The sequence below is a fragment of the Bacillus sp. FJAT-27225 genome (assembly GCF_001685025.1).
Lineage (GTDB): Bacteria > Bacillota > Bacilli > Bacillales > Cytobacillaceae > Bacillus_D.
The window spans coordinates 866,882-880,538 of sequence record NZ_MAYU01000012.1 but is presented as its reverse complement, the minus strand read 5'-3'; the positions used below and the strand labels follow the sequence as shown (position 1 = coordinate 880,538).

Below are 13,657 nucleotides of genomic sequence, written 5' to 3'. Positions count from 1 at the left end.
ATTTTTATAGGTAAAAAGTCATGATAAAGGATTGAGGTATAGGAAATGAAAAGGGTGAAAAAGGGGATAAAGTTCATTGGGTTTGGATTAATTATCATCATTCTGCTTCTTTTAGGCTTGAGGGAAGTGAATCAATTTATCATTAAAAAGAATGCGGGCAAACTGGCTTCAGACGGTGGGGTTAGTGAGCTGGTTGAGCTTGATGTGAATGGAACGAAGCAATACCTCCTAATTGAAGGGAAAGACACGTCCAAACCAGTCCTATTGTTTTTGCACGGAGGGCCTGGCCAGCCGTTCCCTTTTGGGGTTAGTGCAAGAGGGAAATATCCTGAACTAACCGAGGATTATGTGGCAGTTTATTATGACCAGAGGGGTTCAGGCAAGAGCTATTTTAAGGATATCCCGATGGAAACAATGAATATCAATCAGTTTTTGGACGACACGGATGTAGTCGTTGACTATTTAAGGACTCGCTTTGAGGCGGAAAAAATCATGATTGCAGGCATATCCTGGGGGTCAATCATTGGTACAAAATATAGCAGCCTTCACCCAGAAAAGGTAGGGGCTTATATTGGCATTTCGCAATTTGTTGATTTGCAGGAAACCCAGCGCCGCTCAACAGAGTTCCTGAAAGGAATTGCACAACAAGAAAAGGATGAACAGATGCTAAATGACCTCGAATCTCTCGGGGAACCGCCGTATACAGGGAATGCGGACGAAATTTGGTCAAAGTACCTTTCAAGGTATGGAGGAGATAACTACGAGGACGAAAATGTCAAAAAGGCGAGTATTTTTGGCCTGATCAAATCCGCTTTCATTTCTCCGGACTATTCCTTATCGGATATATATAAATCAATGGCGTCAGGGGCGACATTCAGCCTCCTTGAAGCAAAAAACCTGCAGGCAGAAATCAATCAGGTCAATTTGATTAAAGATGTGCCGAGGTTCGAAGTTCCTGTCTACCTAATTCAAGGCAAGCATGATGGCCTTACAAACTATGAGCTTACTAAAGAGTATTTTGACAATCTTGAAGCACCAAAAGGAAAGGGATTTACAACTCTTGAGCAGTCGGCGCATTATCCGAATGAAGAAGACTTTAATATTTTGGTTGCTAAACTGAAGGAAATTTCCGCTGCTCAATAACGTTCTATGATAGCACTAGTTTCGGAGGAGGATATCCGGGGAATCGAAGGAGGGATAACTTTAACAAGGAGGCCTCCAACTATGCTAACGTTTATTCCGAGCAGGGATGAGTCAACGATTGCGGTTGAATTCAGCGGAACGGCGACAAAGGAGGATGCCGAGAAACTGGATCAAGTTGTGAAGGAAAGATTTGGTGAAAACCAAAAGTTTAATATATTTGCAATAATGCACGATGTGGATGGGACAACGCTAATGGGGATGGCCTATGGAATGAAGTTCGATGCAAAGCGCTGGGGACAGTTCAGTAAATTTGCCGTTGTTACTGACCTAAAGTGGCTTGAAGCCGTGACAGAATTGGGTAAATTCTTGCCCGGCCTTGAAGCGAGGCACTTTGACAAAGGTGCAGAAGAGGCGGCCTGGGCATGGTTGAGGCAGTAAGCTGGATATGCAACATAATACTCAATAACCTAGAAGGCTGGCTGCGCTTGATGCAGCCAGCCTTTTTCCAGTAAAAAAAGTATATAAACCCTGCTTTATTTCTCGATAAAACATATCACTATTGATATAGTAGTAACTACAAGGGAGAATGCTAGATTCCAAAGGAAAGTGGGTATAGCTGTGACTTTTAAGAAAAAGCAAATGTTGGGACTGGGATTAACAGTCTTCTTTTTAGTTGTGCTTTTATTTGTCATTTTATTTAATACAGGAAAAATGAGAGAAAATATGCTGGAAATCGTTGAGGATCGGTACACGAAAGTGAATGCCGCAATGGATATCAGGCAGAATGTTCTTTTGACGGACCGTGAGCTGGTCAATATTATTCTTGACAGTTCGCTTTCAGACAGTGCATCAGTCGTTCCGATGCTCCGGGAAAATCAGGAATTCATTAGGACATCAATCCTTGAGCTTGAAGATACGTTGAATATGCAAAGGTCAAAAACGCTTTTGGGGGAAATTGATACAGCGTATACTAATTATTTGAACATGGAGCAGCGTTTGCTGGCTGCCCTGGAATCAGGTGCAACAGAGGATGAAATGCAGCAAATTTATTATAGTGCGACAGATGATAAAAATCTTCTGCTAGATAAGGTTAATGAATTCAAGACATATCAGGAAGGCCTGATGAACGAGGCGTTTGAGACAGCGGATGCAGCGTATGATCAGCTATTCCTGTCACTGATTGCTTCAGTTGTAGCCGCAACGATTTTGATTGCTGGTGTCACATTGTGGGTCATCCGCAGCACGAGCCGAAGCTTGGAGGCGGTAACTGAAGGGATCCAGAATGTGGATTACAACAACTTGGAGAGGATTCCAAGGCTTACAGTGGAATCTCATGACGAAATCGGTAAAATTGCTTCTTCCTTTAACTCGATGGCTGCTTCACTGGAGACATTTTATAAGAAGGAAAGAGAATTTACAGAGGAAATCTCCGAGCAGAATTGGGTCCAGACCCAATCGGCTGAACTTGTCAATCTTTATACAAGAAGTACAGAAGTTGAATCTCTCGCAATGCAGTTGATGGAAAAATTGACACCTGCTGTCGGAGCTAGCCTTGGTGCTTTCTATTTGATGGAAAACAAATCGTTAAAGAAAATCGCATCATATGCTGATGGCGGGGGTTCGGCAGGCCGGGAGGAAATATCCTTGCGGGAAGGGCTGGCTGGGCAGAGTGCCGCAGTAAAAGAAATGATTTATATGGAAGATGTTCCGGAGGATTATACAGCCATTTCCACTGGGCTAGGTTCAATGAGGCCGAAGAGTATCTTGATTGCCCCGGTCATGGTCAAGGATGAAACGGTAGCTGTTGTTGAACTAGCTTCCTTGAAGCCATTTACACATGCACAGCGAAGGCTTGCCGAAAAGGTATTTGAGACGCTTGGAATTGCTGTAATGAATATCCTTGGCAGGATGGAAGTGGAGCGCCTTCTGCTTGAATCACAGGCTCAGGCTGAAGAGCTGCAGTCACAATCTGAGGAGCTTCAGGCTCAGTCTGAGGAGCTGCAAACCCAGGCTGAGGAACTGCGGATGATCAACGAGCAGCTTGAGGAACGCACGCGGGATGCCGAGCAAAAATCGGCTGAATTGCAGCTTGCCAAGGAAGATCTTGAGATTAAGGCGAAAGAACTGCAACAAAGCTCGAAATACAAATCGGAATTCCTCGCAAATATGTCCCATGAATTGCGGACACCTCTTAACAGCATTTTGCTGCTCTCCGAAATGCTCGGCGAGGATGAGGAATCAAATCTAACAGAGGAACAGAGAGATTTTGCTAATGTCATTCATTCTTCTGGTCAGGATTTGTTAAATTTAATTAATGACATACTTGATCTGTCAAAAGTTGAGGTAGGCAAGCTCGAGGTTGTTTTTGATGCTGTGAATATTTCTGACTTCGGGGGAAGGATTGAGCACGTATTCTCGCATCATGCGGTACGAAAAGGCCTTGGCTTTATGGTTGAGCTAGGTGACAACCTGCCTGAACTGTTCTATACCGATGAACAGCGCCTTCAGCAGATTGTCAAAAACCTTCTTTCAAATGCGTTCAAGTTTACTGAACAGGGAGCGGTTGTCGTTCAAGTTGAACAGGCTCCATCGGAGGAACAACCCGATTTCCCTGTGTCAGATACTTGGCTGAAGATTTCAGTCAGTGACACCGGTATCGGAATACCAAAGGATAAGCATCAGGAAATTTTTGAAGCATTCCAACAGGTTGACGGGGCAACGATGCGGAAATATGGCGGTACTGGACTTGGCCTGTCAATTTCGACTGAATTTGCCAGGCTGCTGGGCGGGACGGTCAAGGTGGAGAGCGAGGAAGGAAAAGGCAGTACTTTCACGTTGCTTCTGCCAAGCCTGCCGGAAGGTGTCCAAGAGGTTAATCCGATTCATGAAGCAAGTAAGGAAGTCGCGATCGGTGTTGAACAACAGACTACTCTGGCGGACCAAGCCGTTGCTGAGATGCCTGAACAAAGAGATCCGGCTGCTTTTTCAGGTGACGGGAACATGCAGGAACCTTCAAATGGCTTAAGAGGCAAAACGGTTGTTATTACGGATGATGACCACCGCAATATTTACGCACTCGAAAAGGCGCTCCAGAAGGAAGGTATGAACATCATAACCGCTGAAAACGGGATGGAATGCCTGGAGGTCCTTAGAACGACAGAGAAGGTTGACATTGTCTTGATGGATATCATGATGCCTGTTATGGACGGCTATGAAACGATGAGGCAAATCCGCGGGATGGATCGGTTTGATGAGCTCCCTATTATCGCACTGACGGCAAAGGCCATGAAAGGCGATAAAGAGAAATGCCTCGAAGCCGGAGCATCGGATTACATCAGTAAACCACTTAAAATCGACCAGCTTCTCTCCGCCATGAGAGTCTGGCTCGCTTAAAATTTGAAATATAGGAATGAATAAACCCTAATAATTGGGGAATCATTCCGGTGAGAATCACTTTATGGTGCAAACTTGTTTTGCATACGGGTAGGGGGTAAGGGTCAGACCCCTACCCCCAGGAGGTATATGGGTGCAAAAGGAAGATTTGGAATTGGAATTGCTGCTACTGGCGGTGTATAGGCTGTCGGGGTTCGATTTTCGACAGTATATGAATTCGTCTATCATGCGCCGGGTACAGAATCGGCTTCGTCTTGAGCAGCTGCCTGGGATTACCCGTTTGACGGAACGGATTATTGAGGACGAGACGGTCTTGAAAAAGCTGCTTGATGACTTTTCAATTAATGTAACTGAGATGTTCCGTGACCCAAGTTTTTTTGCCTCATTCAGGAGAAATGTCATTCCGCGCTTGAAGCAACTTGAACAAATCCGCATCTGGCACGCTGGTTGTTCGACTGGTGAGGAAGCATACTCCATGGCCATTCTGCTTGAAGAGGAGGGGCTTGGGAAACGGGCAAAGATTTATGCGACTGATATGAGTGAGAAAGTCCTGACTGTAGCAGAGAATGGAATTATACCACTGTCCAAAATGCAGGCGTATACGAAGAACTACTTGCAGGCGGGTGGTATACAGGCTTTTTCGGAATATTATACAGCCGACAGCCATTTCGCCACGATTATCCCTGAGCTGCGCGAGAGGATTGTATTTGCCCAGCATAACCTGGTTACGGACGGATCATTCAATGAATTTCATGTCATCATATGCCGGAACGTCCTGATTTATTTTAATCAAGATCTCCAGCGGCATGTGCTGAATCTGATTGATGGCAGTCTCAGCATCGGGGGCTTCCTCGGCCTCGGCAGCAAGGAAGCCATCCGGACTGACACATATACGAATTTCGAAGAATTCGATGCTACAGAAAAACTATATAGGAAGATTTCAGCAAAATAATACGAGCACCGGACTTCGGCGCTCGTTTTTTTTTTGCTAAACAGAACCACATAGATGGGGCAGAGCCTTCTTGACTGAATAGATCCGGGGCGCCGTTCAAAACAAAAACGCACAACTCCAATCAAGAGTTATGCGTTCGAAAGGGTAAAAAGTAAACCAAATCATTTAGCTAGCTTGGATCACAATGACGCAAATATCATCATCGGCCACTTTCTGGAGGTCCTTGGACAGCAAAAAGTCAACAGGTTCCTGTTCGTTGACTTCCAAGTGCTGAGAGGCAACCTCCCTCATAAAGTCCATTCCGGGAAGACCGTGCTTTTCCGCCGTTTCCGGAACTCCATCTGTAAACAGGAGAAGCTGAGCCGAGTCCTTATAGGTTAAAACTTGTTTTTCAACATTAATGGTATCAAAAAAACCAACTGCGAATGTAGTGGATTTTAGTTCTGCCAGTTCCGTTCCATCAATGAGGGCAAACCCGGATGGATGGCCGGCATTAACATATTGAAGTGTTTTCGCCCCCGTGTCCACAACACCATAAATAGCCGTAAAATAATACGGGATTTGCTGGTTCCGGCTGTTCAGTGAACTCATCCAGCGATTCAGCCCACGAATAACATGCTCGGGATCGGGATTGGCCCTGATCAAGTCACGGAGTACAGAGGAAATGAACATGCATACGAGTGAGGCAGAAATACCGTGTCCCATCATATCAAGCAAGATGACCGCATATCGATTTTTATCAATTTTATGCCAATAATACATATCTCCGGCAAGTGTATTGGCCGGCTGATAAGAAGCCTTAATCAACAAGTTGTCTTCAACTACAGGCTCGCTTAACAGGCTTTTCTGTACCTGCATTGACAGGTGCAGCTCGTTCTGGATTTTCTCGTCCTGCTCCTTGTGCCAGTCTTTTTCATATTTCAGTCTGAGCGCAACACGAATTCGCGCCAGCAGTTCGGTTTTGTTAATTGGCTTCATGACATAGTCACTTCCACCAGCATCAAGCGCTTCAGACACTTTATTCGAATCCTCCAGCGCGGTTACGAAGATGACAGGGATATCCCTTGTTTGCGGATGCTCCTGGAGGCGCCGGCATGCCTCAATTCCATCCATTTCCGGCATCATGATATCCATGAGAATAACATCTGCTGGCCGTTCAATTGGATGCGGATTGTCAATTTGTACATACTCGAGCATCTTCCGGGCTGACAAAAAGGACCGGTAATTTGTATAACCCGCCCGTTTAAGGATTTTTTCTATTAAAAATAAATTCACTTGGTTATCGTCAACTATCAAAATCGCCATCTCAATACCCCTTTGCCTTCCTTAAAACTGTTCTCTCTCTTTATTAAGTATATCCCTTTACATTACCCCCTGTGGAATAATTGAAACCAATTTCATGAGAAAATATAATTGTGACGAAATTAAGATACCTTGAATGAATTGGTACATAAAAAGAAATTTTTTGGTAAAAATAACTTGCATAGGGTAGGGGGGTATAGTAGAATAGCCATAAGGAGGCGATGGAATGGAATTAATTAATCCTGAAGAAACAGTACCTGTGTGCGAGGACCATTGCAATTCTGAAGGCTCGGTGCGAAAAAGCCATCATTCCGATAAAACGAAATCGAATCTTATCACCAGGCTAAATCGGATTGAGGGTCAAATCAGAGGCATCAAGGGCCTGATCGAAAAGGATACGTATTGCGATGATGTCATTACACAAATTTCGGCGACACAGGCCGCATTGAATTCCGTCGCAAAAATCCTGCTTGAAGGGCATATGAAAAGCTGCATAGTAGAACGAATCCAGGAAGGCGATCACGAGGTTGTCGATGAGCTGCTTGTAACCATTCAAAGGCTCATGAAAAAATAATTTACTTTTTGAGAGGGGAATTCACTCATGGAAAAAACATTGTTGAACGTAGAAGGAATGTCTTGCGGGCATTGCGTCAAAGCAGTTGAAGGAAGCGTAGGCAAGCTGGACGGCGTGGAGCGTGTCCTTGTTGACCTAAACGAAAAAACAGTTGCAGTCGAGTACAACAGCGATTCCGTTTCACTTGATAAAATTAAGGAAACAATTGAAGACCAAGGATATGACGTAGTTTAATTTTAAAAGCGATAGCGCCAGAAAAGGCCTGTTTAAGGCGAAGTTACTGGACGGCCAGGCTTGGTGCTGTAGCTGGAACTATTAGGGCGCGTGCCTCTCTGCTGGCACGTTCCTTTTTTCAAATAAATATACCCTAATGGGGTATAAAGGAGTTGAGAATATGAGTACTGGGACAGCGATTGAAAAATCAGCGAAAGAAACCACCATGCAAATTACCGGAATGACTTGTGCAGCCTGTGCGGTCCGAATTGAAAAGGGCTTGAACAGGCTTGAAGGTGTCCAGGAAGCAAATGTCAACTTGGCACTCGAAAAGGCCTCAGTCAAGTTTGACCCGGCTGTCACTAACCTTGCCGCACTGGAAAGTAAGGTCCGTGACCTTGGCTATGATGTTATAGCCGAGAAAAAGGAATTCGATATCACCGGGATGACCTGTGCAGCCTGCTCGACTAGAATCGAGAAAGGCTTGAAAAGAATGGACGGAGTGGCCAACGCAAATGTAAACCTTGCCCTTGAAAAAGCAACGGTTGAATATAATCCATCCCTTCTTTCGGAACGCGATATTATTAAAAAAGTTGAGGATCTTGGCTATGGGGCTTCCATAAAGGAAGCAGCAAACGAGCAGGCAACAGCTGACCATCGCCAGCGTGAGATTGAAAAACAAACCGGAAAATTCATTTTTTCGCTTATCTTATCGTTGCCGCTGCTTTGGTCGATGGTGGGTCACTTTTCGTTCACATCCTTTATTTATGTGCCGGATATGTTTATGAATCCGTGGGTACAGCTTGCTCTGGCAACACCGGTCCAGTTCATAATAGGCCGCCAATTCTACGTTGGCGCCTATAAGGCTTTGAAAAACGGCAGTGCCAACATGGATGTGTTGGTCGCCCTCGGCACATCCGCCGCGTATTTTTACAGCTTGTACCTATCGTTTGCATCACTGGGCAGCAGCGCGCATTCCGTTGAGCTTTACTATGAAACAAGTGCAGTCCTGCTGACACTAATTATCCTTGGGAAGCTTTTTGAAGCAAAGGCAAAGGGGCGTTCCTCAGAGGCCATTAAGAAACTGATGGGACTTCAGGCTAAGACGGCGATTGTGGAACGAAATGGGGCTGAGGTCGAAGTTTCGCTCGAGGAAGTGCTTGTCGGCGACATCATCCATGTCAAACCAGGCGATAAAATCCCGGTGGATGGGAAAATTGTCGAGGGACAGTCTGCCATTGATGAATCGATGCTGACCGGGGAAAGCGTTCCGGTTGATAAAACAGTCGGAGACGAAGTCATCGGCGCGACAATCAATAAGAATGGCTTTATTAAAATTGAAGCAACAAAGGTTGGGCGTGACACGGCGCTCGCCCAAATCATCAAGGTCGTCGAGGAAGCGCAGGGTTCAAAGGCGCCAATCCAGCGTCTTGCAGACCAGATTTCCGGTATATTCGTTCCAATCGTGGTTGGAATTGCCGTTGTTACCTTCCTTGTTTGGTACTTCTGGGCAGAGCCTGGCAACTTTGCCGAAGCGCTTGAAAACATGATTGCCGTCCTTGTCATTGCCTGCCCATGTGCACTCGGCCTGGCAACTCCGACTTCCATTATGGCCGGCTCCGGGCGTGCCGCTGAATACGGAATCTTGTTCAAGGGCGGCGAGCATCTTGAAATGACCCATAAAATTGATACAGTCATCCTTGATAAAACAGGTACAGTTACAAACGGAAAGCCTGTTTTGACAGATGTGATCCTTTCCGGAACGATGGCAGAAAATGATTTCCTTGCCCTTGTCGGCTCTGCTGAGCGGCAGTCCGAGCATCCGCTCGCCCAGGCGATTGTCCAGGGCATCAAAGAAAGGGAAGTCGCTTTCTCTTCTGTAACTGCTTTTGAAAATATTCCTGGCTTTGGTATAAAGGCTTCAGTTAGCGGCCGTGATTTGCTGATTGGAACCCGCAAATTAATGGCAAAGCATGGAGTCAACAGCGAAACTGCTTTTGAAAAAATGGATGCGCTCGAGCGTGAAGGAAAAACAGCGATGCTGGTTGCCATTGATCGCCAATATGTTGGAATCGTAGCAGTAGCGGATACGATCAAGGACACTTCAAAGGCTGCGATCAAACGCCTTAAAGAGATGGGCCTTGAGGTCATCATGATTACAGGTGACAATACCCAGACTGCGAAGGCAATCGCAGCAGAAGCCGGCATTGACAACGTGATTGCCGAGGTCCTTCCAGAAGGGAAAGCAGAGGAAGTGAAAAAGCTTCAATCTGCCGGTAAAAAAGTTGCGATGGTTGGCGACGGTATCAATGATGCTCCGGCGCTAGCAATGGCTGACATCGGTATGGCAATCGGAACCGGTACGGATGTGGCAATGGAAGCTGCCGACATTACCTTGATTCGCGGTGATTTGAACAGCATTGCGGATGCCATCTTTATGAGTAAGCTTACGATCCGCAACATTAAGCAGAACCTATTCTGGGCCTTTGGCTACAATACCCTTGGCATTCCAGTTGCGGCACTCGGCTTCCTCGCCCCTTGGCTCGCTGGTGCGGCCATGGCGTTCAGCTCTGTATCTGTCGTCCTGAATGCACTCCGCCTTCAAAAGGTAAAATTGTAAGGAGGAAGAAGACATGGTTAAAAAGTGGGCAATTGCAGCTGTTGCATATCTTGCACTGGTAATGGCGGGATATGGAATATACTCGGCAACAGCCGGAGCGGATGAAGTTCCGCAACAGGAACAATCGAACCATTAAAATAGCAAACTGGCTGGAATTCTTCTAATCCAGCCAGTTTTTTTACCTCTTTGGAATTTTTGGCAGATAAACCTTTCTCGGACATCTAAAAGGAAAGTGCTAGTTAAATTAATCTCAACTTGGACATGCATGATTACACGAATATTGCAGGCAATGGCGAAGCCTGCTTCCGCTGTGCCGAGGCATACCGGAAAATGGCGGCGTAATGTTGAAGCCGATATATACGAACAAGAAAAGGCATTCGCTCGAATGCCTTTTCTTTATGGGCTGTTAATTTGCAGGGACAGGTGTAGGGGTCCCTTCCCCCAAGTTCTTATAATGCTTAACAATCGTTTTATTGATTTCCTTCAGGCTTTTACCGTCTTGTTTCATCATACTCGCCTCCCGGGCGATATTGACACACGTGTCTCAAGCGGTGCCGTGAGGATCCCATTCGGTTACGGCATTGCCTTCACCCATTCCTTTGACAAAGCAATCAAGGTTGCTTTTGTGACCGTCATCCATTCCGCAGCCGCAATAGCATGGAGATGCAGCTAGAGCTTCAGGATATTTGGCAGCCAATAGGTATGTTTCCTGCACTTTATCAGAGCTTTGCAATACATAATCCGGCAGAGGTGTATGCTTTGCGTCCAGCTCAAGGTTTTCTGTATCCAATGAGTTGCAGGCGGAAATAATTCCGATTGCCAGGATAGAAAACATCAGTAACAGATATCTGGATAATTTCATCGTCGGACCTCCTTGTTTGTATAGTTTAAGAATGAACGAAAAATGTGCAGAAAGTATCGAGAAACATCTAAGAAATTGTGAACGGCGATTGGGGACTTTACAGGTTCCCTCTCTACTCTTAAAATCGCTGAATTATCTTCAGAATCGCTGAATTATTTTAAAAATCGCTGAATTATCTCCAGAATCGCTGAATTATTTTAAAGGTCGCTGGATTACTATTTTTGCTGAACTAGAAAGGCTCTTTTTTAAAAAAGAGCCCAGCTTTTCTAAGAATATTAATTGGAAGGTACTGGTGTTGGCGTTTCTTCACCGTACTGTGAGTATTTATCTACAATTGTTTCATGGATTTTCTTCAGGCTTTTTCCGTCTTGTTTCATTTCTACCGCCTCCCGGGCGATATTGACACAAATGTCTCAAGCGGTGCCGTGAGGATCCCATTCAGTTACAGCAAGGTCTGAATCCATTCCTTTAACAAAGCAGTCCAGGTTGCTTTCGTGGCCTGAACCAGTGCCGCAGCTGCAATAGCATGGCACGGATGCGAGTGCATCGGGATGTTGGGCAGCCATTACATATGTTTCCTGCACCTTATCAGGAGTTTGCAGGACATAATCTGGCAAGGCGGCATGTTTTGAATCCAATTTCAGCTCTTCAGTTGATGATTCCGAACTGCAGGCCGAAATGATGCCGATGGCCAGGATTGAAAACATTAGCAGCAAATATCGGGATAATTTCATGGCCCTCTCCTCTTTCATTTATTTATATTCCTATTTTAACAAGGAATATATGGTGGAAACCTGCTGCTTTTCAAACGTTTTGTGACGGAGAGATACGCGTATCGGGAATAAGGACAGGCCAACAGTGCTTGTCGTATGGCCAGCTATGAATAGGCTTCGGCGGCTGTTGGTTTTCCAAAAAGCAAGCGTCGTTTTTTTTGAAGTTGGAATGGGTATGATAAAAGTATTTACGAGATTCGGAGGGGGTTTGCACGATGGATTTGACACCGCAGCAGCGAGTGGAGCTGCATGGATTCAATAACTTAACGAAGTCGCTTAGCTTCAATATGTATGATATTTGCTATACCGGGACGAAGGAAGAACGTGAAGCGTATTTGGAGTATATTGACGAGCAGTATAACGCGGATCGCCTTACGAATATCCTGAAACATGTTGCCGATATTATCGGGGCGCATGTGCTGAATGTGGCCAAGCAGGACTATGTGCCGCAGGGTGCGAGTGTGACGATGCTTGTATCGGAGGGGCCGGTTGTCGAGGTGCCGACTGAGCATTTTGAGGAATCGCCCGGGCCGCTGCCCTCAAATGTAACGCTGGCCCTTGATAAAAGCCATATTACGGTGCATACATATCCGGAATATCACCCGGATGAAGGGATTTCGACGTTCCGCGCCGATATTGATGTGTCGACGTGCGGGGAGATTTCGCCGCTGAAGGCGCTCAATTACTTGATTCATTCGTTCGAGACGGACGTGATGACAATTGATTACCGGGTGCGCGGGTTCACACGTGATAAGGAAGGTTACAAGCTGTTCATTGACCACGAGATTTCGTCAATCCAGAATTACATTCCGGACGAAATGGCCGATAAGTTTCAGATGATTGATGTCAACGTCTATCAGGAAAACATCTTCCATACAAAGTGCAAGCTGCGCGATTTCGATTTGAATAATTACTTGTTCGGCTATACAAAGGATAAGCTGAGCAAGGAGCAGCGGAAGGAAATCGAAGGCAGCATCAAGTGGGAGATGGACGAGATTTTTTATGGGAAAAACATCTACATGGGAAGCTTCGACAAGAATGCGGAAAAGGCCTTCCGTGACAATTTGGAAAATGAGGTGCAGAAAAGGAAAAATGAGTTTTAGAGGGCTGGCCCTACTTTTTATGCGGGCCTCTCTAATATGAAAGGGGTCCAGCCAACAACGCGGCTGGGCCCTTTGTAGTTAAATCTATTACATAAGCTGCATGGTAGTGATGCACGTGTTTTCGCCCTGAAAGGTGCTGAGTTCGGCCTCAACCGCTTTGCCGTCGTGCTCAATTCTGGTTTTATACGTGTCATCCCGCGGCAGCCACAAATCGATAAATCCATTTTCTCCTGAAGCAAGAGTCTCATCGACTACTACATTTCCTTTGCTGTCTTCAATGTAAACGTCAAACTCGGTGTTTGAAAGCTCTCCTTGGCAACCTGCCAAGTTATGGATTGCTCATTCATGGGTTTGAGTGATATATGGAGCAATCGAAACAAAAAACTCGTCTGCCGGCAAGTTCTCAACCACTTCGCTTCCACCGGCTTTTCTAATAATCAATTCATCCGACGTGATGGAGGCCGATTCAACGCCCGCCTTGCCTGAACTAATATCGGCAACCAATTCCTTTATGGTTGGCTGTTCTTGAGATACAGCTGGTTTAGGAGGCGAAGTTTCTTCCTTTTCACCCTGTCCGCTGCAACCGGCCAGTACAACACCAACCAGCAAGGCAGCCGCAAACATTTTAAGTTTCAATGGATCCACTCCTCTTTGTTTTTACTAAAGCCATTATAGCTTACTGCTTTACTTGTGTTTACTTTTTCACAAAAAATCCAAAAAAT

The 13,657-nt window shown here is 45.6% G+C and carries 13 protein-coding genes; 9 read left to right on the top strand and 4 right to left on the bottom strand.

All coding sequences use genetic code 11. The annotated features are described in order from the left end of the window. Positions 1-45: 45 nt before the first annotated feature. The 4 genes from A8F94_RS11610 (at position 46) to A8F94_RS11595 (ending at position 5,488) form a co-directional block, all read left to right on the top strand. Positions 46-1,143 (top strand): alpha/beta hydrolase, encoded by a 1,098-nt coding sequence (locus A8F94_RS11610; RefSeq protein ID WP_066200033.1) that lies wholly within the window; start codon positions 46-48, stop codon positions 1,141-1,143. Between the two features lie 81 nt (positions 1,144-1,224). After that, positions 1,225-1,581, top strand: a complete 357-nt coding sequence (locus A8F94_RS11605) for an STAS/SEC14 domain-containing protein (RefSeq protein ID WP_066200030.1) — start codon at positions 1,225-1,227, stop codon at positions 1,579-1,581. A 180-nt stretch (positions 1,582-1,761) separates the two neighbouring features. Further along, complete coding sequence (locus A8F94_RS11600; protein ID WP_066200027.1) at positions 1,762-4,536, top strand: ATP-binding protein; 2,775 nt, start codon at positions 1,762-1,764, stop codon at positions 4,534-4,536. A gap of 133 nt (positions 4,537-4,669) precedes the next feature. Further along, positions 4,670-5,488 carry a CheR family methyltransferase gene (locus tag A8F94_RS11595; RefSeq protein WP_066200024.1) on the top strand — a complete coding sequence of 273 codons (819 nt, stop codon included), beginning with the start codon at positions 4,670-4,672 and terminating at the stop codon, positions 5,486-5,488. A gap of 165 nt (positions 5,489-5,653) precedes the next feature. On the opposite strand, the gene A8F94_RS11590 is transcribed toward A8F94_RS11595, so the two are convergent. Further along, positions 5,654-6,793, bottom strand: a complete 1,140-nt coding sequence (locus A8F94_RS11590) for a SpoIIE family protein phosphatase (protein ID WP_066200021.1) — start codon at positions 6,791-6,793, stop codon at positions 5,654-5,656. A gap of 223 nt (positions 6,794-7,016) precedes the next feature. Between A8F94_RS11590 and A8F94_RS11585 the strand changes: the two genes are divergently transcribed. The 4 genes from A8F94_RS11585 (at position 7,017) to A8F94_RS26375 (ending at position 10,333) form a co-directional block, all read left to right on the top strand. After that, entirely contained in the window at positions 7,017-7,364 is a 348-nt protein-coding gene (locus tag A8F94_RS11585; protein WP_066200018.1) for a metal-sensitive transcriptional regulator, read from the top strand. A 27-nt stretch (positions 7,365-7,391) separates the two neighbouring features. Beyond that, complete coding sequence (gene copZ, locus A8F94_RS11580) at positions 7,392-7,598, top strand: copper chaperone CopZ (protein ID WP_066200015.1); 207 nt, start codon at positions 7,392-7,394, stop codon at positions 7,596-7,598. Positions 7,599-7,758: 160 nt separating this feature from the next. Then, positions 7,759-10,197, top strand: a complete 2,439-nt coding sequence (locus A8F94_RS11575; protein ID WP_066200012.1) for a heavy metal translocating P-type ATPase — start codon at positions 7,759-7,761, stop codon at positions 10,195-10,197. A 13-nt stretch (positions 10,198-10,210) separates the two neighbouring features. Continuing rightward, a complete protein-coding gene (locus A8F94_RS26375; protein ID WP_302621309.1) occupies positions 10,211-10,333 on the top strand; it encodes a hypothetical protein in 123 nt (40 codons plus the stop codon). Positions 10,334-10,603: 270 nt separating this feature from the next. Here A8F94_RS26375 and A8F94_RS11570 read toward each other — a convergent pair whose 3' ends face one another. Together A8F94_RS11570 and A8F94_RS26185 are read right to left on the bottom strand one after the other, a co-directional pair. After that, positions 10,604-11,059, bottom strand: coding sequence for a PCYCGC motif-containing (lipo)protein (locus A8F94_RS11570; protein WP_368072783.1), 456 nt, complete (start codon positions 11,057-11,059; stop codon positions 10,604-10,606). A gap of 275 nt (positions 11,060-11,334) precedes the next feature. Continuing rightward, positions 11,335-11,793 carry a PCYCGC motif-containing (lipo)protein gene (locus A8F94_RS26185; protein ID WP_368072782.1) on the bottom strand — a complete coding sequence of 153 codons (459 nt, stop codon included), beginning with the start codon at positions 11,791-11,793 and terminating at the stop codon, positions 11,335-11,337. A gap of 254 nt (positions 11,794-12,047) precedes the next feature. Between A8F94_RS26185 and speD the strand changes: the two genes are divergently transcribed. Further along, positions 12,048-12,935 (top strand): adenosylmethionine decarboxylase, encoded by an 888-nt coding sequence (speD, locus tag A8F94_RS11560; RefSeq protein ID WP_066199999.1) that lies wholly within the window; start codon positions 12,048-12,050, stop codon positions 12,933-12,935. An 87-nt stretch (positions 12,936-13,022) separates the two neighbouring features. On the opposite strand, the gene A8F94_RS25735 is transcribed toward speD, so the two are convergent. After that, positions 13,023-13,571, bottom strand: coding sequence for a CueP family metal-binding protein (locus A8F94_RS25735; protein ID WP_254660835.1), 549 nt, complete (start codon positions 13,569-13,571; stop codon positions 13,023-13,025). Positions 13,572-13,657 lie beyond the last annotated feature (86 nt).